Origin of the sequence: Mesobacillus sp. (genome assembly GCF_047739415.1) — a bacterium.
Taxonomy (GTDB): domain Bacteria; phylum Bacillota; class Bacilli; order Bacillales; family Cytobacillaceae; genus Mesobacillus.
On sequence record NZ_JBIQOE010000052.1, the window covers coordinates 21,713 to 48,408 of the forward strand.

Annotated in this window: 30 protein-coding genes; all 30 read right to left on the minus strand. The window is 41.9% G+C overall.

The genetic code is table 11. The features are described 5' to 3' along the window. Positions 1-21: 21 nt before the first annotated feature. Entirely contained in the window at positions 22-1,164 is a 1,143-nt protein-coding gene (dxr, locus tag ACH0QE_RS04725; RefSeq protein ID WP_415799540.1) for a 1-deoxy-D-xylulose-5-phosphate reductoisomerase, read from the minus strand. A gap of 102 nt (positions 1,165-1,266) precedes the next feature. Continuing rightward, on the minus strand, positions 1,267-2,055 hold the full coding sequence (locus ACH0QE_RS04730) for a phosphatidate cytidylyltransferase (protein ID WP_415799541.1): 789 nt from the start codon (positions 2,053-2,055) through the stop codon (positions 1,267-1,269). Between the two features lie 19 nt (positions 2,056-2,074). Continuing rightward, positions 2,075-2,851, minus strand: a complete 777-nt coding sequence (locus ACH0QE_RS04735; protein WP_415799542.1) for an isoprenyl transferase — start codon at positions 2,849-2,851, stop codon at positions 2,075-2,077. Between the two features lie 676 nt (positions 2,852-3,527). Then, positions 3,528-4,085 (minus strand): ribosome recycling factor, encoded by a 558-nt coding sequence (gene frr / locus ACH0QE_RS04740; protein ID WP_415799543.1) that lies wholly within the window; start codon positions 4,083-4,085, stop codon positions 3,528-3,530. Next, a complete protein-coding gene (pyrH, locus tag ACH0QE_RS04745; protein ID WP_102262217.1) occupies positions 4,085-4,810 on the minus strand; it encodes a UMP kinase in 726 nt (241 codons plus the stop codon). The genes frr and pyrH overlap by 1 nt, the downstream gene beginning before the upstream one ends. Before the next feature lie 127 nt (positions 4,811-4,937). Continuing rightward, positions 4,938-5,822, minus strand: a complete 885-nt coding sequence (tsf, locus tag ACH0QE_RS04750; RefSeq protein WP_415799544.1) for a translation elongation factor Ts — start codon at positions 5,820-5,822, stop codon at positions 4,938-4,940. 149 nt (positions 5,823-5,971) lie between these two features. Continuing rightward, positions 5,972-6,682, minus strand: coding sequence for a 30S ribosomal protein S2 (gene rpsB, locus ACH0QE_RS04755; RefSeq protein WP_041967225.1), 711 nt, complete (start codon positions 6,680-6,682; stop codon positions 5,972-5,974). Between the two features lie 144 nt (positions 6,683-6,826). Continuing rightward, positions 6,827-7,399 carry a hypothetical protein gene (locus ACH0QE_RS04760; protein WP_415799545.1) on the minus strand — a complete coding sequence of 191 codons (573 nt, stop codon included), beginning with the start codon at positions 7,397-7,399 and terminating at the stop codon, positions 6,827-6,829. 9 nt (positions 7,400-7,408) lie between these two features. Next, on the minus strand, positions 7,409-7,723 hold the full coding sequence (locus ACH0QE_RS04765; RefSeq protein WP_415799546.1) for a hypothetical protein: 315 nt from the start codon (positions 7,721-7,723) through the stop codon (positions 7,409-7,411). A 1-nt stretch (position 7,724) separates the two neighbouring features. Continuing rightward, on the minus strand, positions 7,725-9,107 hold the full coding sequence (locus ACH0QE_RS04770) for a FapA family protein (RefSeq protein ID WP_415799547.1): 1,383 nt from the start codon (positions 9,105-9,107) through the stop codon (positions 7,725-7,727). Positions 9,108-9,126: 19 nt separating this feature from the next. Next, positions 9,127-9,888, minus strand: coding sequence for a FliA/WhiG family RNA polymerase sigma factor (locus ACH0QE_RS04775; protein ID WP_415799548.1), 762 nt, complete (start codon positions 9,886-9,888; stop codon positions 9,127-9,129). A 61-nt stretch (positions 9,889-9,949) separates the two neighbouring features. Then, positions 9,950-10,447, minus strand: coding sequence for a chemotaxis protein CheD (locus tag ACH0QE_RS04780; protein ID WP_415799549.1), 498 nt, complete (start codon positions 10,445-10,447; stop codon positions 9,950-9,952). Then, positions 10,440-11,081 (minus strand): chemotaxis protein CheC, encoded by a 642-nt coding sequence (locus tag ACH0QE_RS04785; protein WP_415799550.1) that lies wholly within the window; start codon positions 11,079-11,081, stop codon positions 10,440-10,442. Before ACH0QE_RS04785 ends, ACH0QE_RS04780 begins: the two co-directional genes overlap by 8 nt. A gap of 17 nt (positions 11,082-11,098) precedes the next feature. Next, the gene (locus ACH0QE_RS04790; RefSeq protein ID WP_415799551.1) at positions 11,099-11,554 is read right to left on the minus strand and encodes a chemotaxis protein CheW; all 456 of its coding nucleotides are present in this window, start codon (positions 11,552-11,554) and stop codon (positions 11,099-11,101) included. A gap of 45 nt (positions 11,555-11,599) precedes the next feature. Next, a complete protein-coding gene (locus tag ACH0QE_RS04795; protein WP_415799552.1) occupies positions 11,600-13,657 on the minus strand; it encodes a chemotaxis protein CheW in 2,058 nt (685 codons plus the stop codon). A gap of 19 nt (positions 13,658-13,676) precedes the next feature. Then, the gene (locus ACH0QE_RS04800; RefSeq protein WP_415799553.1) at positions 13,677-14,765 is read right to left on the minus strand and encodes a protein-glutamate methylesterase/protein-glutamine glutaminase; all 1,089 of its coding nucleotides are present in this window, start codon (positions 14,763-14,765) and stop codon (positions 13,677-13,679) included. 7 nt (positions 14,766-14,772) lie between these two features. Continuing rightward, positions 14,773-15,639: a MinD/ParA family protein gene (locus tag ACH0QE_RS04805; protein ID WP_415799554.1), complete on the minus strand. Its 867-nt coding sequence runs from the start codon at positions 15,637-15,639 to the stop codon at positions 14,773-14,775. Next, positions 15,632-16,807: a flagellar biosynthesis protein FlhF gene (gene flhF / locus ACH0QE_RS04810; protein WP_415799555.1), complete on the minus strand. Its 1,176-nt coding sequence runs from the start codon at positions 16,805-16,807 to the stop codon at positions 15,632-15,634. Before flhF ends, ACH0QE_RS04805 begins: the two co-directional genes overlap by 8 nt. Next, positions 16,804-18,840, minus strand: coding sequence for a flagellar biosynthesis protein FlhA (gene flhA / locus ACH0QE_RS04815; protein WP_415799556.1), 2,037 nt, complete (start codon positions 18,838-18,840; stop codon positions 16,804-16,806). Before flhA ends, flhF begins: the two co-directional genes overlap by 4 nt. 34 nt (positions 18,841-18,874) lie before the next feature. Then, positions 18,875-19,960 (minus strand): flagellar biosynthesis protein FlhB, encoded by a 1,086-nt coding sequence (gene flhB, locus ACH0QE_RS04820; RefSeq protein ID WP_415799557.1) that lies wholly within the window; start codon positions 19,958-19,960, stop codon positions 18,875-18,877. Then, a complete protein-coding gene (gene fliR / locus ACH0QE_RS04825) occupies positions 19,961-20,737 on the minus strand; it encodes a flagellar biosynthetic protein FliR (protein WP_415799558.1) in 777 nt (258 codons plus the stop codon). It abuts the gene before it with no gap. Between the two features lie 4 nt (positions 20,738-20,741). Beyond that, positions 20,742-21,011 carry a flagellar biosynthesis protein FliQ gene (fliQ, locus tag ACH0QE_RS04830; protein WP_023614879.1) on the minus strand — a complete coding sequence of 90 codons (270 nt, stop codon included), beginning with the start codon at positions 21,009-21,011 and terminating at the stop codon, positions 20,742-20,744. A gap of 14 nt (positions 21,012-21,025) precedes the next feature. Further along, entirely contained in the window at positions 21,026-21,691 is a 666-nt protein-coding gene (gene fliP, locus ACH0QE_RS04835) for a flagellar type III secretion system pore protein FliP (RefSeq protein ID WP_415799559.1), read from the minus strand. Further along, positions 21,684-22,346: a flagellar biosynthetic protein FliO gene (locus tag ACH0QE_RS04840; protein ID WP_415799560.1), complete on the minus strand. Its 663-nt coding sequence runs from the start codon at positions 22,344-22,346 to the stop codon at positions 21,684-21,686. Before ACH0QE_RS04840 ends, fliP begins: the two co-directional genes overlap by 8 nt. Before the next feature lie 21 nt (positions 22,347-22,367). After that, positions 22,368-22,730, minus strand: a complete 363-nt coding sequence (locus ACH0QE_RS04845) for a response regulator (RefSeq protein ID WP_079508438.1) — start codon at positions 22,728-22,730, stop codon at positions 22,368-22,370. 18 nt (positions 22,731-22,748) lie between these two features. Next, a complete protein-coding gene (gene fliY / locus ACH0QE_RS04850) occupies positions 22,749-24,014 on the minus strand; it encodes a flagellar motor switch phosphatase FliY (protein WP_415799566.1) in 1,266 nt (421 codons plus the stop codon). After that, the gene (gene fliM / locus ACH0QE_RS04855) at positions 24,001-25,002 is read right to left on the minus strand and encodes a flagellar motor switch protein FliM (protein WP_415799561.1); all 1,002 of its coding nucleotides are present in this window, start codon (positions 25,000-25,002) and stop codon (positions 24,001-24,003) included. The genes fliY and fliM overlap by 14 nt, the downstream gene beginning before the upstream one ends. Positions 25,003-25,044: 42 nt before the next feature. Further along, positions 25,045-25,473 (minus strand): flagellar basal body-associated protein FliL, encoded by a 429-nt coding sequence (gene fliL, locus ACH0QE_RS04860; protein WP_415799562.1) that lies wholly within the window; start codon positions 25,471-25,473, stop codon positions 25,045-25,047. After that, positions 25,463-25,684, minus strand: coding sequence for a flagellar FlbD family protein (locus ACH0QE_RS04865; protein WP_415799563.1), 222 nt, complete (start codon positions 25,682-25,684; stop codon positions 25,463-25,465). Before ACH0QE_RS04865 ends, fliL begins: the two co-directional genes overlap by 11 nt. 54 nt (positions 25,685-25,738) lie before the next feature. Then, positions 25,739-26,696: flagellar hook protein FlgE (locus ACH0QE_RS04870; protein ID WP_415799564.1), on the minus strand; the 958-nt coding region annotated here is incomplete at its 5' end.

The window sequence follows — 26,696 nt, forward strand, 5'->3', positions numbered from 1 at the left end:
ATCCACTCTTGAGACTTAAACTTATAGTAGTGACTTTACATAGCTTCTTGTCTCTTTGTCAACCTCTTGAATTGTTTCAAGGTCAGGGTTTTCTATGACTTTATGGCTTTCCATTGCTCTCTCAATCAAGTCTTCAATTTGGAGGAAAGTGATTCTGTCGTCCAAAAAGGCGGCTACCGCTGCTTCATTTGCAGCATTCATGACTGCCGGCAAAGTGCCTCCCGCCCGACCAGCTTCGTAAGCAAACTTCAGGCACCGGAACCGGTCGAAATCCATTTCTGTAAAGTGAAGCCGGCCAATTTCAGCCAGATTCAGTCTCTTTCCCGAGACTAACGGGAGCCTGTCTGGGTATGTAAGAGCGTATTGGATTGGCACTTTCATATCTGGTGTTCCCAACTGGGCCATAATACTCGTGTCATGAAATTCTACCATCGAATGAATGATACTTTCGCGATGGAGTATGACAGAAATATCGTCATAAGGGAGAGAGAATAGCCAATGCGCCTCAATGACTTCTAACCCTTTATTCATCATTGTTGCGGAATCAATCGTAATTTTTGCTCCCATCGACCAGTTTGGGTGATTCAATGCATCTGCTTTTGTAACACCCTGCAATTCTTCCCTGGTGCGATCTCTGAAGCTTCCTCCCGATGCAGTGAGGATCAGTCTCTCAATATTTTTTTCTTTTTCACCCTGCAATGCCTGAAAAATCGCAGAGTGCTCACTGTCAACAGGAAGGATCGGCACGTTATGACGCTTTGCCTCTTCCATCACGATATGGCCAGCAGTGACAAGCGTTTCCTTATTCGCTATCGCAATTGTTTTTCCGGATCTGATAGCCTCTAGCGTCGGGTTTAACCCAACACTTCCGAGAACTGCATTTAAAAGTATATCCGACTTATGAAAAACTGCCGCTTCTTTCAGGCCCTCTTGTCCATATACAATCTTCACCTGTGGAAAATCTGACTTTAACCGTTCAGCATCGTCTTTCTCTTGCACAGAAACCAGTTCTGGCAAAAATTCAGATATGATCTTCCTAGTAAGTTCCACGTTCCTACCAGCAGACATCGATACAAGCTTGAATTCTTCAGGGTGCTCCCTGATAACATCAAGCGTTTGGATTCCAATCGATCCTGTCACTCCCAACAAGCTGATTCTATTCACAAATTTCACTCCTAATATCTCCAACGGGAAACGGTACGTACCCGGTATAATCAAAATTCAGTCGTTTTGTTATAAGCCAAATGAATAATAACTTTGGCTCCATTATAACAAATGGAATAAATGTATTAACGGCCAGACAAACAACAGGCTGTCAAAGCGGTCAAGCATGCCTCCATGACCTGGAAGTATGTTCCCTGAATCCTTTACATTATAATGTCGTTTTAGTGCTGACTCGACAAGATCCCCTACTTGGCCAAACACAGACAAAAATGCAGTCGCCAAAAGAAGTATGACTGCCGGTACTTTCATATCTCCAAACACACTGAACATCGCGGCAATTACGAGTGCAGAAGCTACACCGCCCCAAAAGCCTTCTGTTGTCTTGTTTGGACTGATATCAGGCCAAAGCTTATGTTTGCCAAATGCACGCCCGATAAAATAGGCTCCTGAGTCGGTAGCCCATATAATGAATAGCGAATAAAACACATAATCCAGGCTTGCTTCTCTTGTTTCAATGAAGAAATAAAATCCAAGTCCAACATAAAGTGTAGACATGATTGAAAAAGCAACATCCTCAAAAGTGAAGCGATTTTTAGTTATGACAGTATAAGTCAGAAATAAAAGCACTCCAAGGAAGAAAAGTTCCAGTTTTGTATAATCAAATTCATTAAGAAAGTCACTATATTGTTCGGGAATCAAGAAAATCCACAATAATAACAAAGAAAGAATCCCCGGGACGGAGAATAGCTTTAATTGTTTCATCTTGAGTGCTTCATATAAAGCAACGGAAGCTATTAGGTAAACCATTGCAATAAATGGCCAGCCTCCAAAAATAACGATTGGAAGAAAAATAGCCGCTGCTATGACTGCTGTAATGATTCTCTGCTTCATCTAAGTATTCACACCTTTTTTATACTCCTCCAAAACGCCGTTGTCGGCCCTGGAATGCTTCAATTGCTTCGACAAAATGTTCTTCATCAAAATCCGGCCACAGTACATCAGTAAACCAGAACTCCGTGTATGCCAGCTGCCAAAGCATAAAATTGCTTAAGCGGATTTCACCACTTGTCCTGATTAACAAGTCCGGATCATCCAAATCCTTTGTCATGAGATAAGAAGAGAAGACTTCTTCGGTCAGCTCACTTTCGGTAATATTACCATTTTTAACATCATCCATGACTCTTTTAACACCGTCAATGATTTCTGCCCGACTACCATAGTTAAGAGCAAAGTTCAAAACCAGTCCGGTATTGTCCTTCGTTTCTTCCATCGCTTTCCCTACTGCCCTTTTGGTATGCTCAGGAAGCTTATCCATATATCCAATCATTTCGACACGGACATTTTCTTCTATTAGTTCAGGAAGGAAGGTGCCAAGGAATTCTTCAGGCAGCTTCATCAGGAAATCAACTTCCATTTTGGGCCTTTTCCAGTTTTCAGTAGAGAAAGCATAAACAGTTAGTGCCTTAACACCAAGCTCATTGGCGAGCTTGGTTATTTTGCGGACAACCTTCATGCCTTCATGATGGCCAGCAACCCGGGGCAAAGCGCGTTTTTTAGCCCAACGCCCATTACCATCCATGATAATGGCAACATGGGAAGGGACTTCATGATCTTTAATTTGAAGTACGCGATCACGGAAACTGGAAGGATTTTGCTCCTTCTTCCACGGATTCATTTTATTTAACATTTGGACAGCTCCCCCAAAAGATTATCTTTAGCTCCAATGAGTCATACATCCAGGCGCTGACTATGCCTAGCATTCATTTGGCGCTGAAGCCGGACTGCTCATTGAAAGCAATCCTTTTCTTCTCTCTTTCAATTCCATATGCCACTATCATACCAAAAAAGAAAAAAGATATCTCTATAAACCGTTGGACTACACCTTAATATTCTGCAATTCCAGCCTGCTCCTAACAAAAGGAGCCTTATATACAGAATATGTTGTTTGGCAGTAAAACAGAATACAACAGCCAATATTATTATATTCTATCATTCAGGCTGTTTTCGTAAACTCTTTGTTTAAATAAACTTCCTTAATAAGGCTGTTGATTTCCGTTCCAGGCACTTCGCTTTCCGCGGGAAGAATTATGAAAGAGCCCAACTGCCGGCTTTTTCAAAAGGCGAATTCTTCCTTGGGGCTGGCGCTGAGCCTCCTCGGAGCAAGCTCCTGCGGGGTCTCACCTGTCCAGCTGCATCCCGCAGGAGTCTACGCGCCTTCCACTCCAATCAACAGGACTTAAAATACAACTATAAACCTTAACACACCCAGATTATAGCTCAACGTCATTTTATCTTCATAATATGTATAGAGAAAAAACCCCCTGGAAAACAGAGGGTTTTCGATGTTGACTACGATAGAAGCCTTACACTTCCATGATTTCTTTTTCTTTGTCTTTTGTAATCTGATCGATTTTTGCGATATGTTCATCCGTAAGCTTTTGAATGTCGTCAGAGTATCCACGGAGGTCATCTTCTGTGATTTCTCCGTTTTTCTCAAGCTTCTTCAGGTCTTCGTTGCCATCACGACGAATATTGCGGATAGCGATTTTTGCTTCTTCAGCTTCCTTTTTAACTTGCTTTGCAAGCTCCTTGCGTCGCTCTTCAGTTAGCTGAGGAATCGCGATTCTGATGATTGATCCATCGTTTGAAGGATTCAGTCCAAGATCAGACTTTAAGATCGCTTTTTCAATTTCACCAAGGATTGTCTTATCATATGGCTGGATAACCAAAAGACGCGCTTCCGGTACAGAAATACCAGCAAGTTGATTGACTGGAGTTGGTGCTCCATAATAATCCACCTGTACTCTGTCTAAAAGAGAGGCACTTGCTCGACCTGCACGGATGCTGGCAAGTTCGCGGGTATAAGCTTGGATCGCTTTTGTCATTCTTTCTTTCGCGTTAGCAATTGCTTGTTTTGGCATTAGTTTTTCCCCCTCACGATTGTTCCGATTGTTTCACCCATTACTGCTCGTTTAATATTACCTTTTTCCATAATAGAGAATACAATTAACGGGATATCATTGTCCATACACAGGGATGAAGCTGTTGAATCCATGACAGCAAGACCTTCCTTCAACACATCCAGGTATGAGAGTTCATCATATTTAGTTGCGTTTTTGTCAACTCGCGGGTCTGCAGAATAAACGCCATCAACGTTATTCTTTGCCATAAGGATTACATCTGCTTCGATCTCAGCAGCACGCAATGCAGCTGTCGTATCCGTTGAGAAGTACGGATTTCCTGTTCCGGCTGCAAAAATGACGACGCGCTTCTTCTCCAGATGTCTGATTGCCCTTCTTCTGATGTACGGCTCTGCAACCTGGCGCATTTCGATGGAAGTTTGAACCCTTGTCTCGATTCCCGCTTGTTCCAGACTGTCCTGTAAAGACAGGGAATTCATGACGGTAGCGAGCATGCCCATGTAGTCTGCCGTCGCTCTGTCCATTCCCATTTCTTCACCGATTTTGCCTCTCCAGATATTTCCTCCGCCTACTACAACAGCGACTTCCACATCCAGTTCCGCAATCTCCTTCACCTGGTCTGCAACATTTTTGATTACCGACGGATTGATGCCAAATCCTTGTTCTCCGGCTAATGCTTCTCCACTTAACTTTAAAACAACTCTTTTGTATTTAGGGCTCGTCATAGGGTACCTCCATATGTAATTTAAAGCTTCGCGATAGCAAGTATGCTATCGGAAAAGCCTAATTAAAGCTATGTCCAAAAACAGGGAACACTGGAGTGTTCCCTGCAATTACATAGGCTAGTAAAAATTATTTCTTGTTTACTTGGTTCATTACTTCTTCAGCAAAGTTATCTTCACGCTTTTCGATGCCTTCGCCTACTTCGTAACGAGTAAACTCGCGAAGTGTTCCGCCTTTTGATTCAACAAACTGGCGTACTTTTTGGTCAGGATTCTTAACGAATGGCTGGTCAAGAACACAAACATCTTCGAAATATTTGCTCAGGCGGCCTTCAACCATTTTAGCAACGATATTTTCTGGCTTGCCTTCGTTAAGAGCTTGTTGAGTAAGAATTTGACGCTCATGCTCAACTTCTTCTTGAGATACTTCGTCACGTGATACATATTTAGGGTTCAATGCAGCGATGTGCATAGAAACGTCTTTAGCAGCAGCTTCGTCTGTTGTTCCTTCAAGAACTGAAAGAACGCCAATGCGCCCGCCCATGTGAAGGTAAGCACCGAATGCATCGTTATCAGTTTTAGTTTTTACTTCGAAGCGGCGAAGTGAAAGCTTCTCACCGATTTTAGCAATTGCATTGTTGATGCGAGTTTCAACTGTTTCTCCATTTACCATTGATTGAGCATTAGCTTCTTCAACAGATGCTGGCTTGTTCTTTAGCAGGTGCTCAGCGATTTCCTTAACAAGAACCTGGAAGCCTTCGTTCTTTGCAACGAAGTCTGTTTCAGAGTTCACTTCAAGGATTACAGCTTCATTTCCCTCTGCAAGAATGTAAGTTGTACCTTCAGCAGCGATGCGGTCAGCTTTCTTAGCAGCTTTCGCAATACCTTTTTCACGAAGGAAATCGATTGCCTGATCCATATCTCCATTTGTTTCTTGAAGTGCTTTTTTGCAATCCATCATACCAGCGCCAGTTTTTTCGCGCAATTCTTTTACCATTTGTGCAGTAATTGCCATAATGAAATTCCTCCTAAAATCTTGGTTATATGTAACTATACTTTATTTTAACTTGATTTCGCCAATATAAACCCCAATGGAAGTTATATGGAATATAAGTCTTAAAAAAAGGTGATAAAGGGTGCTTCCCTATATCACCTTATTTTAAATTAAGCTTCTACAGCTTCTGTAGTTTCTTCGCCTTGCTTAGCTTCGATAATAGCGTCAGCCATTTTAGAAGTTAGCAATTTAACAGCGCGGATCGCGTCATCGTTCGCAGGGATAACTACGTCGATTTCGTCTGGATCACAGTTTGTATCAACAATTCCAACGATAGGAATATTCAATTTGCGAGCTTCAGCAACAGCGATGCGCTCTTTGCGTGGGTCAATGATGAAAAGAGCATCTGGAAGGCCCTTCATGTCCTTGATTCCGCCCAAGAACTTTTCTAAACGCTCTTGCTCTTTCTTCAATTGAACTACTTCTTTCTTAGGAAGTACTTCAAAAGTTCCGTCTTCTGACATTCTTTCGATGTTCTTAAGACGAGAGATACGCTTTTGGATTGTTTCGAAGTTAGTTAGAGTACCACCCAACCAGCGTTGGTTAACATAGTACATACCAGAACGAGCTGCTTCTTCTTTAACAGAATCTTGAGCTTGTTTTTTAGTACCTACGAAAAGAACAGTACCGCCGTTACCAGCTAGCTCTTTCACGTAGTTGTATGCTTCTTCAACCTTCTTAACAGTCTTTTGAAGGTCGATGATGTAGATGCCGTTACGCTCAGTGAAGATATATTTCTTCATCTTAGGGTTCCAACGGCGAGTCTGGTGACCGAAGTGTACACCAGCTTCAAGCAGTTGCTTCATAGAAATTACTGACATTGTGTTTCCTCCTAATGGTTTTGATTTCCTCCGTCCAAATCATCTTCAGCCAGGAACTGACGAAACAGCACCATCTGGCCGAATCAATGAACGTGTGTATTAACACCATGAGATAATATAGCATAAATAAAAGTGACATTCAAGTTATTCTTGCGTTTTTTGCCGAAATTTAAGTAAAAGTTCTATTTCTGTTTTCCCTTTATCCAGGTCTCTGGAAATTTCTTCAATCGTCAAACCCTGTTTTTTCATGTGCACAACCTGATCCACAAAACTTAATTCTTTTGAATCAACGTTATCTCCTGGCAATCCCATATCTATTTTATCATTTAAATCAGCTGGTACTGGTTCACGGTTTTGCTGGTATGCGTTCCTTGCAGCATGATAGGAAATGCCTTTGCCGAGACGGTTTTGCTGAATTTCCGGAGTAACCTTATCTGGGCCTGTTTCTGTTTCCCTTTGTGCTGCCCCCGTAGCAGTGGCTTCTATACCTCCAGGCTGCTTTTGACTATTATTTTGTGTCATCAATTCAAGGAACTTTTCATTTTCCTCTTTTAATTCGAAGAGATATGCTGAAAATACCTCTTCAATCTCATTGATGATTCTTTCCTGCTTTTTCTCTGCTTCCACAAGCCGATTTTGCCGTAAGTATAATAGGATGATTGCGAAGATTGCTGCTGCGTTTAATATGAGGCTTAAGAGTAGTAGAAAAGTGGTCATAACATCCCTCTATCCGCTGTAATCAATCACCTTCCCTTTATACGGGTGGTGATGCTGTGCAGGTTGGTCATCCTTGTCACTTTGACCTTCTCTGCCATTTTGCTGCTGGTGGCCTGATCGGCTGCCCTCCTGATTAAGGCGGGCTTCTTGCTTTTGGTTATTTTTAACCACGGTCTTGCGCTTTAGATCATCTTCCTTTGTCACACTTTGTGCCGCATGCTCCTGAAGATGCTGTCCCCGCTGCTGAAGTTGTTCCTGAATCTTGCCGGCATCATGTGTCCTCGGAAGCGCAATCTGCATTTCGATTGCTTTGAGGCTCATCATGTCACTTCCTAACTAGTGGACTTTCTTTATCTACAATCGGATGAATCGAAATCTCGCTATTTTCCAGATGAAAGCTAACTTTCTTGTAAAACTGATTTGTCAGAATCGCATACTTCCCGAAAAACACCTTTGTATTTGGGAATACTCTATCGTATACATATAATGACGAGAATAATCTATCCTGTTTTTCAATTTGTAAAAACTCGAGTTCAGACAGCAATTCAGCTAAGTCCGCTTCGAGAGTCCGCCTTGTATTTCGCTGTTTCGCAATCATCTGTTTTTGTTCAGCAGTAAGTGCACCTGAACGGTTGCCAATTTCAGCAAGCTTCACTTCTATTTCAGTGAGTTTTCTAATATTGGCTTTTGCTGTTTCGATGGATTGGAGAGTTTCGAGCTCAGCTTTTTCCAGCAATGGATCCCAGCCAACGGCTAATTCGGTTTTAGTAAAAAGCTCATTGCCTAATTCCTTGACGGAAATATTTCGGCCAGCAGAGATTGTCCCCCCAATGATTGTTCCAGTACGGCATTCTACATTACCTGCAGCAGCCAGTTTACTGTGCAGTATAGAGGACTTCACGATAACATCCTGTCCTGCTTTTACATTGGCCTGGTTCAGATAATTCGCCAGTATACTTCCCCCTGCTGAAACCTTACCCTTCATCGCTCCGGCTATACCGCCCTTGATGATGATGTTGCCTTCTGCATGGAGATTGGCTGCCTCAACAAGTCCATCAACTACGATGTCTCCCCCAGCTTTCAATTCATACCCGCTTGGGACATCTCCTCTAATGGCGATATTTCCTACAAAATCAATGTTCCCTGTCCTTAAATCAAGATCACTTCTGACTTCGAATACAGGATTGACCGAGATTGCTTTCTCAGTAATGCTTATTTGTCCATCGCATGTTGCATAGAACTGCCCGGATTCAAACATAACATTATTCCCCGGCTTCACCCTAAGGGGGCGTCCAGGCTTTGCGGGAATGGTGTTCCCAGTGACATCTGTCCCATGTCGGCCATTCATTGGCGGGACTACAGATGCCAACAACTGACCTTTCCTGACTGAGGGAATATGGATGACAGATCGAAAGTTAAAGACTTTTTGGTCATCCGGACTATTTTGTTGGAGTTCGTTGCGCAAATATGAATCTGCACCATCCACTTTTGGTTCTCCTGCAGCAATAGTGATCGGATACTCGAAGGAATTAGGATTTTCTGAGATTTTCGTTACAACATCCCACTTAACACCGAACACGATCTTTTCGTCTTTTAAAATATTCATTAATTCATCTACAGAATAAGCTTTTTCTTTACTTCCGATATCCAGAATCAATTCAGCTGTAAGCCTGTCATGTGATAACTTCAACTTATATTCCGTCGCCAAGTTGATCTCCCGCCTTCTGTTAAGCTGTCTCTAACCATTTTCTCAGTTTAAATATCGCTTTTGAATGAATTTGTGAGATCCTCGATGTAGATAAATTCATGACTTGACCAATCTCTGTTAATGTTAATTCTTCTTTATAAAACAAACTCAATACGAGTTGTTCTTTATCATTTAATTTTGAAACTTTTTCAGCTATCTCTTCGAGCAATTCAGACTTAATAAGTTTATCTTCAGGAATTTCAGCTTTTTCATCCTTGATCACAAATGATTGGTTATCGCGTTCATCATTTTCACTTGGATGCTCATCTATGGAAAGTACATTCGCAAAGAAATGTTCATTTATTGTTGTGTAAATTTCTGTTTCATCCATGTTCAGTTCGCTGGCAATTTCTTCGATGGTCGCATTTCTCATAAATCGCTGTTCAAGTCTCTCAATCGCTGCATCAATTTTTTTGGCTTTTTCCCGGGTACTTCTTGGCAGCCAGTCTTCCTTTCTTAATCCATCTAAAATCGCTCCGCGAATTCGAAATGAAGAATATGTATCAAATTTCAAATCCCTGTTTGGATCGAATTTTTCTAGAGCATCATATAAACCAATCATTCCTAGACTTCTTAGATCATCTCTAGACACACTTTTCGGAAGACTCACTGAAATTCTTTGCACATGGTAGGAAACAAGTGGCATATATTTTTTTATCAGCAAATTACCTGCATCCGGATCACGGAACTGTACCCATTTATCCCATGTCATCTGTTCTTCCGAAGTGGATCCTCGTACCATTGTAATCCTCCTCACGCGCATTACGCATTATTCTTTGAAGCTATTAGATAAGCAAATTCCATTAAATTTCACTATTCCCTTTATTAACAGTCCTGATTTGCAACAAACTGGTTTTTGGGTCGAACTCAATTGTCCTTCCGCTATTCCCACCTACATCCTGGGCTATGACCGGAATCCTGAGTTCCTTCAATTCCTGTAAAACTGCTTCTACATTCCTTGGTCCAATTCTCATCATGTCGCTGCTTCCTGAAAACTGGAACATTTGCGCGCCGCCAGCAATCTTCGCTTTTATCCCTGAAGGTCTTGCTCCTATTTTTATCAAGGAATTTAGCAGTTCCTTAATGGCAGTATTAGCGAACTTGGCTTTATTCAGCGGCTCTGCACGAGATAATGATGAATCTGGCAGCATAATATGTGCCATACCAGCGATTTCCTTTGCCTGATCATACAATACCACACCAACACAAGAACCAAGACCTGTAGTACGTATTAAATCCGGAACCTTAACAATATTCATATCAGCAATGCCAACTTTGATGATTTCTGCTGTTTTATGCATCAACCCTTACTCCTAGTGCAGAAAAAATGATATGGAATGAATCTGGGTCTGGCAATAGAAAGAAATGGCCATTCACACTGTCAGGCAACTGAGCTTCTTCTTCATCCAAAGCCGTATCGATCACGATTGCATAATCACTGACCTGAGATAATTCCAGCAGTCCGAAACTGATGACTGCTCCTACCATGTCTATACTTAAAGCCGGAACTGAAGGGTACAGGCTCAGTTTCGTAAAATCCGAAAGAGAAGATAAATATGACCCTGATAAAATATTGCCTAATTCCTGGAGGGCGGAAAATGCAAGTTCATTATCAGGTTCTTCGGAAAACGAGAATGATTGGTTTTTTGTAAGTTGGCCGATATATTTCTCTGCCTGTGGAAGCGGAAGGATAAAGAACATGCTCCCTGGAGCATCGCCCTCTATCCGAAGAAAAACGCTTGCTACCACATTGTCGGGTCCACCGGCAAGGTCCATCACTTCGTCAAAGGATACGACCCTGACACTGGGCACTTTCATATCAATTTTTTTATTCAATAGAGTTGATAGAGCTGTTGCAGCATGTCCCGCTCCAATATTTCCTACCTCTTTTAATATATCAAGGTGTATGTCCGAAATGCTTTTTAGAAAAGTCATAGTTATATTCCCTTCACTTACAAAGCTTTAACTTCATCGGACTCAAGGATTTTGTTCAAGTCTATTAAAATCAATAACCTCTTATCCAGATTGGCTACTCCATCAATAAAACCTTCAGCTGCTATACCCACGACTTCAGGCGGTGGTTCAATCAAGCTTGTTGGGATATCAATGACATCATTTGCGCCGTCTACAATCAAGCCTACTTCTTTATCTTCTACAGAAACAATGATTACACGAGTACCTTCGTTGTATGCTTGTTCCTCTATGCCAAACCTGACACGCAAATCCAAAAGCGGAGTCACTACTCCACGGAGGTTCATTACACCTTTTACAAAAGGATTCGTATGAGGGACCCTTGTGATATGCATGATTTTTTCAATAGATTTCACCTGGCTTACTGGAACACCATACTCTTTATCATTCAGCTGGAACACGATTACTTTCAAGTCTGAAACCAGATTTTCAGCCATTTTCATCACTCCTAAAATATCATCGTCATTGAGTTAAGCAGGAATCTATTTAATTAAGGCATTGCAATCCACTATCAAAGCTACTTGTCCATCTCCAAGGATTGTAGCTCCGGAAATTGCGAATACATTCGTTAAATAATTTCCTAGTGATTTAAGGACTACTTCTTGCTGGCCGATGAATGAATCTACAATCAAACCAGCCATTTTATCTCCTTTTCGAACGATAATGACAGAGTGGAATTGATCATCAACTTGCTCTGACGGTACCTCGAAGATATCCTTTAAGAACAGCAGCGGCACGACCTTGCCTCTAAAATCAATCACCTTTTGATTATGCGCATTCATGATGTCAGTATCTTTGATTATGGCTGTCTCAATGATCGATGACAAAGGAATAGCGAATTTTTCTTTCTGGATTTCGACTAACATAACAGAAATGATCGATAAGGTCAGCGGAAGCTGAATCGAGAAAATAGTCCCCTCATTTTCCTTTGAATCGATAGAGATTGATCCTCCCAAGGATTCGATCGTATTCTTTACAACATCCAATCCTACCCCGCGTCCGGAAATATCGGATATAGTTTCAGCGGTAGAGAAGCCAGATGAAAGAATTAATTCATACGCCTGTTTATCAGTAAATCCAGCAGCTGATTGTTCAGTGATGATTCCCTTGCTGATGGCCTTCTTCAATACCTTTTCCCTGCTGATCCCAGCTCCATCATCCTCAATTTCAATGAACACATGATTACCGCTATGGAAAGCTCGAAGTACGACAGTCCCCTCTTCGTTCTTGCCCTTGGCCCTGCGCTCTTCAGGTGATTCGATACCGTGATCCACTGAATTCCTCAATAAATGCACAAGTGGATCACCAATTTCATCTATTACAGTGCGATCCAATTCTGTTTCAGCACCTACGATTTCAAGGTTGATCTTCTTATTTAGATCTCTCGCTAACTGACGAATCATTCTAGGGAAACGGTTGAATACCGTTTCAACTTGGACCATCCGCATATTCAAAATGATATTTTGCAGATCACCGGAGATCCTTGACATTCTTTCAACTGTTTCAGTGAGTTCGCCATTTTCAAGGTCTTTGGAAATTTGCTCTAGTCTGCCGCGGTCGATTACAAGCTCTTCAAACAAATTCATTAAAATATCAAGACGTTCGATATTTACCCTTATCGTTTTACTGCTATTACTTTGCTGTTTGACACTGCCTTTTTTATCAATTACCGGAGAAACTTCAGATGCAATTGATTCTGATTGATCAGGGACAGAAGAATTGGATCCATTTGGAGCTTTTGAATTATCCATTACTTCAAAAGTTTCTTCATTACTTTCTTCATCAAACTCTAAGGATCTTAAGTCAGTTTTGACAACTTCAGACACCTTCATAATCTTGCCTTTAATATCCTCTGGATCATCTTTTGAGACAATTGTTACAATAAATTCATGGTCAAATTGTTCTTCCTCCAGCTGCTCTACTGATGGGTTTGCTTTGATTACTTCTCCGATCTTCTCCAGTACCTCAAAAACCATATAAACCCGTGCAGCTTTTAGTAAGCAATCTTCGCGCAAAGCGATAGCAATTTCATAAACACCGAATCCTTGTTCTTTGGACTGCTTCAAGACGGTCAATTCAAATTCATCATAATGAGATTGATTATTGACTTCCAAAGCCGCTGTAGCTGCAACTTCCTTATTAGCGGAATTTGACAGCGGTTCGCCTTTTTCAATCATTTTTAAGTTTTCAACTGTTTCGGCTACGTCTTTTTTACCGTCGCCCCCTGCGGCAATTGACTGAACCATATCCTCAAGATGATCGACAGCCATGAAAATAACATCAAGTATTTCAGGTGTTGTTGTCAATCTGTTATTCCGTATCGCATCCAGTACATTTTCCATTTGATGAGTAAGGCTTGCCAGATCTTCATAACCCATTGTCGCTGACATCCCTTTAAGAGTATGGGCTGATCTGAAAATTTCATTAATGATCGTTAAATCCTGTGGATTCTTCTCTAATTCCAGCAATTGTTCATTACAGGCCTGTAAATGTTCTTTACTTTCTTCTATAAAGACTTCAAGATATTGATTCAATTCCATGTGCACTGCACCCCCGGCCTCAAATATAATTCATGATTGATTGAGCGATGTTTTCTACATTCGCTACCTCATCAACCATGTTCGTTGCTATTGCTGCTTTCGGCATCCCGAAAACGATTGATGTATCCTGCGATTCGGCAATCACTTTAACTGTGCCGCTTTTTTTCATCTCAACCAGCCCTTTTGAACCATCTGAGCCCATTCCTGTCATGATAACAGCAATTTTAGAGTAGTTCTTGATGGTACTGATCGACTCGAACATCACATCAACGGAAGGTCGATGGCCATTACGAGGCGGCGATTGGCTAAGGCTGATTGCCAGCGTAGAACCTAAAGTCTTAATCTTCAAGTGATATCCACCGGGAGCTATGTACGCAGTTCCCTTTTGAATAATCTCGCCATCTTCCGCTTCCTTGACTTTAATCTGGCTTAAAGAATCAAGACGATTGGCAAGTGACTTTGTAAAACCTGGAGGCATATGCTGGACGACAAGCACAGGTACATTTATATCTTTTGGCAATGAAGTTAAAACATGCTGCAATGCCCTCGGGCCCCCGGTAGATGTTCCTATGCAGACAATCTTTTTGGATTCACGGGAAAATCCTCTGGTTGTTACATGCCCAGTTACCTTTAACTCTGAATCTATTGGACTCTTCTGTTTCTTTCCAACAGATTTCGAATCTTCCAGAATGTTTATTTTAGTTAAGTTAGCTTTACTCGCTGATAAAACTTTCTGGATTAACTCCGTTTTGATTTTATGTAAATCAATAGAAATGGACCCGGATGGCTTTGCCACAAAATCAACAGCTCCCGCTTGAATCGCCTGCAGAGTCGTATCTGCGCCTTCTTTCGTGGTGCTTGAAAGCATAACAATCGGAAGCGGTTGTTCTTGCATAATCACCTTCAAAACTTCTAACCCGTTTAATTTCGGCATCTCAACATCAAGTGTAATAACGTCAGGGCGTAATTCCCGCCATTTTTTAATGGCATCCTCTCCGTTACGAGCCGTGCCAATAACATCAATTTCTGGATGTTCTGATAGAAAGTCGTTGATCAGCTTACGCATGAAAGCCGAATCATCTACGATGAGAACTCTAATTTTTGCCACTCGACCACTACCTTTCGAAAAGGAATTGCTTCAATCTTGCTGTAAAACTCCTGTTATCTCTCTTTTCGGCATTGTAGCTCTCTTTATTGATATATTTTTCGATAATTGCTGCCATTCCTTTAGAAGCTTGTGACCTTTCATTGAACATTGTAAAAGGGATCTGGCGTTTCACGGCTTCCTGGACTGTTTTATCATCTGGCAGAATCCCGAGCTTGGTAGGCGTCCTGCCCAAAAATTTAACAAGAACATCCTCAAGCCTTGCCATCGTGTCATTGCCCTCCTTGGCAGAACCCGCCCTGTTGACCACTAAATAGAAAGGCAATTCTGAATTTGCAAGGTGAATGTATTTCATAGTGGCGTAGGCATCCATCAATGAAGTTGGTTCAGTCGTAGTGATTACAAATATTTCGTTGACAGACAGCAGGATTGATAATGTTTCTTCGTTCAATCCGGCTCCCATATCAAAAATAAGATAATCATACTTCCTCAGTACTTCACTTAAGCTCGAAGTAAAATATTCGACACTATCACGGTCCATCCTGACCAACTGGCTTAAACCTGTACCGCCTGAAATATATTCAACGCCATGCGGCCCTTGAAAAATAACTTCCTCCATCGATGATTTGCCTGAAAGAAAATCGGCAATGGAGAGCGAAGTATTTTTACCCATTAAAATCTCGATATTCCCCATTCCGATATCCAGATCAAATAGCAATACCTTAAAGCCCTTTTTGGCCAGGGAAATTGAGAAGTTAAGTGAAAAGTTCGATTTGCCGACTCCACCCTTTCCGCTGACCACTGCAAGTGTTTTCGCTTCCTTTGCAGGAGTTTCCATTTTAAGACGGTTTCTTAATTTTTCTGCCTGGTCATTCATAGTTGCTTGCTCCAAGAATAGTATTTGCAATCAGTTCAGGATTTGCCTCGATCAGGTCATCTGGCACATCTTGTCCATTGGTCAAATAGGCAATTCCAGTCGAAAACTTTATTGCCATATTAAGCATCGACCCGTAAACAGCAGTTTCATCCAATTTGGTAAAAATGAATTGATCAATATGAATCAGCGAAAATTGCTTGCGGATTTCTTCCATATCTTTTTGTTTTGCCGTCATAGCGAGGACAAGGTAGGTTTCCATGTCCTTACCAAAATCAATCACATTTTTCAAGTCGTTAACATATTTTTGATTTCTGAAATTCCGTCCAGCTGTATCAATAAAGACAAGGTCATAATCCGAGAATTTATCTGTTGCAGCCTTGAAATCATCCAGGTTGTAGCAAACTTCGATTGGGACATCGAGGATTTTTGCATATGTTTTCAACTGCTCGATTGCAGCAATTCGATAGGTGTCTGTCGTAATAAAGGCCACCTTCTTCTCGTGCTTCAATACACATTCAGCAGCAACCTTAGCCAGCGTTGTCGTTTTCCCAACTCCGGTTGGTCCAATGACATTGACAAACTTCTTTTTGAAAGTAACACCTTCAAAAGAAAGTGGAGCAAGCCTGTGTGAAATAGCTGTGGCAATCCATTCGGCGATTTCCTCATCACTTGCTTTTGTTCCGCCTAGGTACCACTTTTCAAGAAGGACTGCAGCAAATTCATCTATGATCTCATGGTCTACTTCCTGATCTCTCAAGTATTGGATTTGCCTGCTCACTGGTTCTGGCAAAGAGACTCCTTCAGATTTACCCGTTCCTTTTAACAATTCCTTAAGCTGTGAAATTTCTTTCAGCAGATCCTTGTCGGCTTTTGGAGGTGTTTCCGTTATAGGATTCCTCCTTACAGTTTGTGTGTCCTTTTTAGTTTCATCATCTTTTACGGACGGCTTATATTTATATGGCTTATCCATAATGGCAGGCCTTGGACTTACTTCAGTGTCTGGGTCAATGGCGGCAATTACTTCAATGCTGTTTTTCTTAAAAAAGCCCATGAACCCTCCTGTCTGGACGACACGAGAATTCAAGATTACTGCATCACTTCCCAGTTCCCCTCTGACTAGTTTCATTGCTTCCGGCATGGATGAAGCTGTATACTTTTTCACTTTCATTCTACATTCACCACTCCGACACTTTGGACTTCAACATTTGCTTCAAGTTCGTTATAAGACAATACAGGAATCTGTGCAAAATACCTTTCCGTCAATTGGCGCACATACATCCTGACCGCAGGTGAGCATAATATGATCGGTGTTTGTTCCATTATGCTTAACTGCTCTACCTGATTTGCTACAGATTCCAAAATCCCTTGAGAAACTGCCGGGTCAAGAGATAAGTAGTTACCGTGCTCTGTTTGCTGGACACCTTCAGCAATTACCTTTTCCACTCGTCCTGATAGCGTAATCACCTTTAAGGTTTCTCCATTTCGCGAATACTGGTTCGTAATTTGCCTTGCAAGTGCCTGGCGAACATATTCAGCAAGGATGTCTGTATCAGTTGTTACTTTTCCGTAATCTGCAAGTGTTTCGAAGATAATCGGCAAATTCCTGATTGATACATTCTCCTTAAGCAGCTTGCCAAGTACTTTTTGAATTTCACCAACTGATAATGGATTAGGTGTTGCTTCCTCGACAAGGATCGGATAGCTTTCACGAAGATGATCGATCAGCTGCTTCGTTTCCTGTCTTCCCAGCAGTTCATGTGCATTAGCCTTGATTACTTCGGTAATATGGGTCGACACAACTGAAGGAGGATCGACAACGGTGTAGCCAAATATTTCAGCCTGTTCCTTCATTTCTTCCGTGATCCATTTAGCAGGCAACCCAAAACTTGGTTCAATTGTATCGATTCCTTCAATAGAATCATCATCTATTCCAGGACTCATTGCCAGGTAATGATCGAGAAGCAATTCTCCCCGGGCCATTTCGTTTCCTTTGATTTTCAGTCTGTATTCGTTAGGCTGGAGCTGGATATTGTCCCGGATCCTGACCACTGGAATAACCAGTCCAAGTTCAATCGCCAGCTGCCTTCTGATCATGACAATCCGGTCAAGGAGGTCTCCTCCCTGGTTAGCGTCTGCAAGTGGAATCAACCCATAACCGAATTCAAACTCAATTGGATCAACATTTAATAGATTGACAACACTTTCAGGACTCTTCATCTCGTCCATCTGAATGTCTTCTTCCATTTCCTGCAGCTGCTGCTTATCAGGCTCTGGAATACGGGAGAAAGAGTACCCGCCAAAAGCCATCAGTGCCGCGATTGGAATCGTAAGCATATCGTGGATTGGCGTAAACAGCCCCAGCAGGAAAATCGTGGCTGCTCCGACATACAGCATTTTAGGATAAGCAAGTAACTGTGAGGTAATATCAATTCCCAGATTACCGTCAGACGCAGCACGAGTAACCACTATACCCGTCGCTGTCGAAATCAGCAGTGCCGGAATTTGACTGACAATCCCATCACCTACTGTCAATAGCGAAAATTTTTCAGCTGAATCTCCAATGCTTAACCCTAATTGAGTCATGCCGATGACAATCCCGAAGATCAAGTTGATCAGAACGATGATGATTCCCGCTATTGCATCTCCTTTTACGAATTTACTCGCACCGTCCATTGCGCCGTAAAAATCGGCTTCGCGGCTTACTTTTTCGCGTCGTTCACGCGCCTGCTGTTCAGAAATCATCCCGGCATTCAAATCAGCATCGATACTCATTTGCTTACCAGGCATCGCATCAAGTGTAAACCTTGCTGCAACCTCTGATACACGTTCTGAACCTTTTGTGATGACGACGAATTGGATAATGATCAATATCAGGAACACAACCATCCCGACAACAACATTTCCTCCGACAACAAAGGTACCGAAGGTCTCAACCACCCCGCCAGCTTCACCTTTTGACAGGATTGAACGTGTTGTCGATACATTCAGGCCAAGCCTGAATAAAGTTAACAACAGCAGCAGTGAAGGAAAAACAGAAAACTGGAGCGGCTCGGTCATATTCATTGTGTTCAACAGCACCAGAAGTGCAATTGAGATGTTTACCATGATTAGTACACTTAATAGCCACGGCGGAAAAGGAATGATCAACATGGCTACGATTAATATGACACTAAGCAGGACGGACAGATCTCTTGCTGACATAGTACTTCTCTCCTAAACACTGCATACCTAAGAATTACAGCACTTTATTTTTTGTTTGATATACATAGGCCAGGATTTCTGCCACCGCTTTGAAGAATTCCTCAGGAATAGCATCCCCGATTTCAGCCTGGCTGTATAAAGCCCTTGCCAGAGGACGGTTCTCAACAGAAATAATATCATTTTCCTTGGCAATCAATTTAATTTTCTGAGCGACAAAATCGACACCTTTTGCTACAACAATCGGAGCATCGGCCTTTTGTTCGTCATACTTTAACGCAATCGCAAAATGGGTCGGGTTTGTTATGACCACATCCGCTTTTGGGACTTCTTGCATCATCCGCCGCATTGCCATCTCTCTTTGCTTTTGCTTGATTTTCGACTTGATCAGAGGGTCACCTTCGATATTTTTATACTCATCTTTCAAGTCTTGCTTGGACATACGGATACTTTTCTCATAATCATATTTTTGATACAGATAGTCCAATAGTGATAAAAATAGCAATGCTCCGGAAGCAAAAAGGCCCATTTGGAGCGTCAGCCCGGCAATAGTGGCAATTGCAGCACCAACACTCTTATTAGCGAGCAGCAGGACTTCGTCCAATCTCAACCACAGGACTGAGAAAGCAATCACACCTACAAAGGTGATTTTGAGGATTGATTTTAGCAATTCAACGATAGCCCTCATTGAAAAAATCCTCTTAAAGCCACTGATCGGATTAATTTTCTCAAGTTTCATTTGTATTGCTTCAGTAGAAAACATAAAGCCGACTTGCATGTAGTTGGCAGCCACCCCTGCGATCAAAGCAACGATCATGACCGGGCCAAGGAAAATGACCAGTTCACCCAAAATTTCAATTACAATGGATTCTATGTTATTTGCTGTCAAATCCATCAACATATAATTTTGCAAGGAATGGCGAAGTATTCCGATAAGTCTCTCCAGCATCACACTGCCAAAAAACATCAAAAACAAAAACACAGCAAGGAGGACAATAGCTGTATTGACATCCTGGCTTTTGGCAACCTGTCCTTTTTTCCGTGCGTCCTGCCTCTTTTTAGGAGTCGCTTTTTCTGTTTTCTCGCCTGCAAAAAATTGCAGGTCTATCCTTAAAAAATCCATTTAAGCTCCTCCGATCAATTCCATCAATCCCCTCATCGTCGCAAGAGTGGTGGAAAACAGATCCGATATAACCATAATCAGCACGCCCATTACCGCAATAAGTACGAGAAAGCTTACAGCAATTTTGACTGGCAGTCCGACAACGAATATATTCAATTGCGGAACGGTCCTTGCTACAATCCCCAGCGCAACATCAACCAGGAACAAGCTGCCGACCACCGGCAAGGACATTTGAAAGGCAATAATGAACATTTTGTTAAAAGCCAGGATGATGAATTCGGCAATATTTTCATTCCCCAACGGAATCATCACCTGATCAATCGGGATAAAATCATAACTGTAAAATATCCCGTCTATCAACAGATGATGGCCATTGACCGTCAGCAGAAACAAAAGAGCAATCGTATATAAATACTGTCCCATCAGCGGGCTTTGTGCTCCTGACTGTGGATCGATGACATTCGCAATCGCAAACCCCATCTGAAAATCAATGAATCCCCCGGCAATCTGGATGGCTGCCATCATCAACGCTGCAATGAAGCCTATGAATAACCCAACCATTGCTTCCTTGATGACCAGCATGAAATACGTGCTATCTACTGCGATTTCTGGAGCTCCTATTGCGGTAAACATGATGATAGAAAGCATGAAGCCCAGTCCTACTTTATGTGATGCAGGTATCGTCCGATATGAAAATAAAGGCATCATCAAGAAAAAGGACGTCACCCTTACAAAAATCAGCAGGAATGCTGGAAAAGATGGAATAAAATCTAGCATCTCATCAGCCTACAAACCTTGTAAGATTTGAAAATATTTCACTCGCATAGCTCAGCATATAACTTAACATCCACGGACCAAAGAAGACGACTCCGACCAGGACGGCCACAATCTTTGGAACAAAAGCCAATGTCTGCTCCTGGATTTGCGTTGTTGCCTGAAAAATACTGACGATCAAACCAACTACCAGCGCAAGTATCAGCAAAGGCCCTGAAATCATTAAAACTGTATAAATTCCTCGTTCAGCTATCGAAATAACCGCTTCTGATGTCATTTTCATTCACCTGCTTAAAAACTTTGTAATAATGATTTCACGACTAAATACCATCCATCTACCATGACAAAAAGCAAAATTTTAAATGGGAGTGAAATCATGACTGGCGGCAGCATCATCATCCCCATCGACATCAGGACACTTGCCACTACCATATCAATCACCAGAAAAGGGATAAATATCATGAACCCGATTTGGAAGGCTGTTTTGATTTCACTGATGGCAAATGCAGGGACAAGAGCTGACAGAGGGATATCCTGAATGGATTCAGGCGTTTCAGCCTTTGAATATTCAAGAAATAACGCTAAATCCTTCTGCCTCGTATGAACGCTCATGAATTCTTTAAAAGGGATAGATGCCCTCTCGTATGCTTGCTCCAAATTGATTTCTTCATTGAATAAAGGCGTCAGAGCTTGTTCATTCACTTCATGGAAAGTAGGTGCCATGATGAAGAATGACAGGAACATCGCAAGTCCGACCAGCACTTGGTTGGGCGGCATTTGCTGTGTTGCAAGCGCCGTTCTGACAAAGGAAAGAACGATGATGATCCTTGTAAAACTTGTCATTAAAATCAGGATGCCTGGCGCAATAGAAAGTACAGTCAGCAGGAGCATCAGCTTTACGGATGTCGATACACTCTCAGGAGTACTGCTGTTGAAAAACTCCATAAACTCATTCATCTTTTTCTGACCCTTTCTTTTGTATCTCCTCAAGCATTTTCTTTCTTCCGCTCGCCATATCACTCAGCTGATTCTTCAGTAACGCGGAAAATTCTGAACGCTGATTGCCGCCATCTTTCTTCGCTCTTTTAAGCAACTTTGTCACAATATCGCTTGGCTGTACAAGCTGCTCCATTTTATTGTTATATTCCTGGATGACTTGGCTGTACTCTTCCGGATCGTCTATTTCTTTTAAAAGTTGTATATTCTCTCCCACACCTACAATGAGCAGCTTATTGCCCGCTTTGACGATTTGGACTGACCTGTTGGCGCCAAGGCTTGTGCCTCCAAGATTTTCAACAAGCTGCGAACTTTTGTATACCATACTCTTTTTGTTGATGAATTTAAGGAGGAAGTAGATTAATGCTGCCACAAAGGCGGTAGCAAGGATCATCCTGAGGAAATCCAGAAAACTGACCCCTACCTGGGATTTTTTATCGTCTGATATGTTTGTTTTTTTATCTGCCTGTCCATCATCACACGACTGATCTTTCAAACAATCCTTCACACTTTTATTTAGCTGCTCTGCGCTCGCCAAGCTAACCGGACTTAACAGAGCAGCTAATAAGAATAGAATTGTCGAGGCAGTTCGGATTAATCTTAACAATTGCCGCACCCTCTAAATGATAAAAGTTCACTAACCTAATGTTTTTGAAATCGCTTCGATAACGCGGTCTGCCTGGAATGGCTTTACAATGAAATCTTTGGCACCTGCCTGGATTGCATCAATGACCATCGCTTGCTGGCCCATTGCTGAACACATGATGACCTTTGCGTTCGGATTGATTTTCTTGATTTCTTTTAAAGAAGTGATGCCGTCCATTTCCGGCATTGTGATATCCATTGTAACAAGGTCCGGCTGGAATTCTTTATATTTCTCAAGTGCCTGTGCACCGTCTGCTGCTTCTGCGACGACCTCAAAGCCGTTCTTTGTCAAAATGTCCTTAATCATCATTCTCATGAAAGCCGCATCGTCTACGACTAAAATCTTGTTCGCCATTGAAATTCCCCCTGAAGATTATTTTAATTTTTTAATGCGATCACTCTGGCTGATTATATCCGTAACACGGACTCCAAAATTCTCATCAATAACAACTACTTCACCCTGTGCAATCAGGCGATTGTTGACAAGAATATCGACTGGTTCTCCAGCTAATTTGTCTAGTTCGATAATTGAACCCGACCCCAGCTCGAGGATATCCCTAACAGAACGTTTCGTTCTGCCCAGTTCAACTGTGACCTGCAGCGGGATATCAAGCAGCATATCCAGGTTCTTTGTCTCCGCCTGCTGTGTCTGTACTGTCTCAAAACTTGAGAATACTGCGGGTTGAACCGTTGGCTGCGCACCTGGCATCACATTGCCTATATGCTGTGGTGCAGATTGCATTGGCTGAGAATAGCCATGTCCTTGTGGAACTCCCTGATTTGTTGGCTGCTGATAATAAACTTGCTCCGTGTGAGCCTGATTTTCCGGCTGCTGGAATTGCTGATATTGAGAGAAGTCCTGTTTTTCTTGAGTTGCATTTGGATTATTTATACCCATCTGACTATTTTGTGGCATAACTGGTTCCTGGGTTTCAGGTACCTGTGCCGACGCACCACCTGGATTCAATAACTCATCAACCAGGCTTTTTGCGAAAGTGACTGGCAAAAGCTGCATAATATTTGAATCAATTAGATTACCAATCTTTAACGCGAATGATACTTTCACCAAAATATCGTCTTCAGGAATCGAATCAGTGCCTTCACCTTCAACCACATTCAACAGATTGATATTCGGTGGTGAAATATCGACTCTTTTACTGAATACTGTCGACATCGAGGTTGCAGCAGATCCCATCATCTGGTTCATTGCCTCTTGTACTGCACTTAGCTGAATCTCATCAAGTAATTCCCTTGGGTTCAGTCCATCGCCTCCAAGCATTAAATCGGCGATTATCGCTGCGTCATTTTGCTGGATAACAAGCATATTGCTGCCGGTAAATCCTTCTGTGTAATAAACCTGTACGGCCACATAAGGATCTGGAAAAGCATCTTCAAGTTTTGACTTGTGCACGACTGTAACCGTAGGGGTATTAATTTCCACCTTCTGGTTCAATAAAGTTGATAGTGCGGTAGCTGAACTGCCAAATGATATATTGCCTATTTCACCTAACGCATCTCTTTCCATAAAAGAAAAATAGTCATCTACATTAATGGTACTTTCTGTTTCTTCTGCTTCATCAGAGGTTCCTCTAAGAAGCGCATCAATTTCATCTTGAGATAACATGTCATCGCTCACCATCATCGTCTCCCCCCTTAAATGTATCAAACACTTGAATGGCTAACTTTTTGTTAATTTTCCCTGGCTGTCCTACAAATTTAGGGATATCTCCGACTTTTATCAGTAATGGTTTATCAATCTGCTGATTCAATTCAATCACGTCGCCGATCTCCAGCATTAAAAAGTCCTGGATCGATATTTCAGATGAACCAATTTCAGCTGTAATTGAAACATCAGCTTTCTGGATTTCACTTTGCAATACTGAATTTTCGATAGGCAAGCTTTGTTTCTTATCGGATTGCATCCAATACTTCACTGACAATTTAGGGATGATTGGTTCCAGAACTACATGCGGGATGCATATATTGATCATTCCGCTGGCTTCTCCAATAGTAGTGTTCAGCGAAATCACCACTACGGTTTCATTCGGCGAAACCATTTGCAAAAATTGCGGATTAATCTCAAATTCCGATAGCTGAGGGTCGATCTCTGATATAGAACCCCATGCCTCCCTAAAGTTCTCAAAAGCTTTCTCAAACATATTTGACATGATCCTGGTTTCGATTTCTGTCAAGCTATCGACTTTATTATGACTTGTCCCTTTTCCGCCAAGCAGCCTATCCATCATCGCGTATGCAATATTCGGATTAACCTCCATCAGGATTCTGCCTTCCAAAGGTTCTACATCGAAAACATTCAAGATTGTCATCTTCGGAATGGATCGGATAAATTCCTCATAAGGAATCTGGTCGGCTGACGCGACACTAATATTGACATACGTCCTCAACTGAGCTGAGAAAAAGGTCGTCAATAGCCGGGCAAAGTTTTCATGAATTCGGGTAAGGCTGCGGATTTGGTCCTTTGAGAAACGTAAAGCTCTTCTAAAATCATATACTTTAACCCTTTTTTCTACTTCTTCTTTCTTTAATTCATCCGCATCCATTTCTCCTGTTGATAAAGCGGATAACAAAGCATCTATCTCGCTTTGCGATAATACCTCTCCCGACATTCTCTTCACCTCCATATAGTTACGGTAATTTAATTCATTCTGTTATTGGAGGAGAGAACCCGTTATATAGACCTTATTGATTTTTCCATCCTGCATCAGGTCATTCAACTTGGCTTTGAGGGTTTCTTCAAGGTTCATCTTGCCTTCCTTGCCTTGCAGCTCTTCTGCCTTTTTCTCGGATAGTTCATAAATAATCAGGTTTTTCACCTGAAAATCTCTCTTTTCCAACTCTTCTTTTGCTTTTTTGCCGTCTGTTTCAATTTTAAAAGAAATCTTAATAAAATCATTCGATGCCAAATTCGTTGTTACCTCAGGGATGTCCACCGAAGCTTCCAGCACCTCATCGATGCTTGGCTCCTTTTCGCCATCCTCAGCTGTAAGCTGCATAACCGCTACAACTGCTATAGTCCCTACGAGCAATATGGCTACCAGCATGACCGACATAATCATTACTAGTTTATTATTCTTCATGATTCAGTTCCTCCAACACTCGCCCTCCAAGAAGGCCGACACTCTGATAAAATTCCTGGATTAAATCGCTCACTACATCTTCACTTTCCCTAACGACATACTTTCGCCCATTGATTAATGTAATCGTTGTATCCGGAAAGGCTTCCACCACTTCGATAAATAATGAATTAATTCTAAATGATTTACCGTTTAATTTAGTTACTTTAATCACATTAATTCACAGGGGCTAAAAGGAATACCCTTTCAGCCCTGCTCCTCTCCTAGTCTATCGTTTTAAGTTTACGAGCTCCTGGAGGATTTCATCTGATGTTGTAATGATTCTTGTATTTGCCTGGAAACCACGCTGAGCCGTAATCATTTCTGTGAACTCTTCTGAAAGGTCTACATTTGACATTTCAAGGGCACCAGCCGCGATGGAACCCCTACCTTCTCCAGCAACATTGATATTGGCTGTTCCAGAGTTAACTGATTCCTGGAAAGTGTTATTTCCGATCTTAGAAAGCCCTGATGGATTGCTGAATTTGGCAAGCGCTAATTGGCCAAGCGTGAGTACTAACCCATTCGAGAAAACTCCGTTGATTTCCCCGGAAGAACCAATGTTGAAACTCTCCAATGCACCCTGTGTATTGCCGTCAGGGTAGGCGTTAGCGTCCATGCTGCCGCCTTCCTTGGTTAAGTCTTTGATTGGCATTAACACGGTTAGGTCCCTGGCACCGTTACTCCCATCATTAACCTTTAGAGTTATAGATAAGTCCGCTGGCGGATTTGTTGGGTCAAAATCAGGTATTGTGATTGTTTGCTCAACAATATTTGCGTTTGGATTGTTAGGATCAACTGTGATTGACTTATCAGTAAAAGCTAATTTCCAAGATCCAGCAGATGCATCCACAGGCGAAATTTTCAAATCGACCACGTGCTCTATCCCTTGATCATCCACTACCTTAATTTGCTGAAGTAATTCTGAATTGCCCTTAGCGTCCTTTGGAAGGTTGCCCTTCATTACTAATTCAGTCGTCTGCTTAGCAGGTAAAAGCGCATTTACGTTAACAGTTATATCTTCTAACTGACCGATTTGATTATAGGATTGTACTTTCAATCCCTCACCAGTTACCAATGTCCCGTTATCATCAAGATAGAAGTTCCCAGCACGGGTGTACATTTGGGATTGGCCTTGTTTTACAACAAAATAGCCATCGCCTGAAATCGCAAGGTCAAGTGCGCGT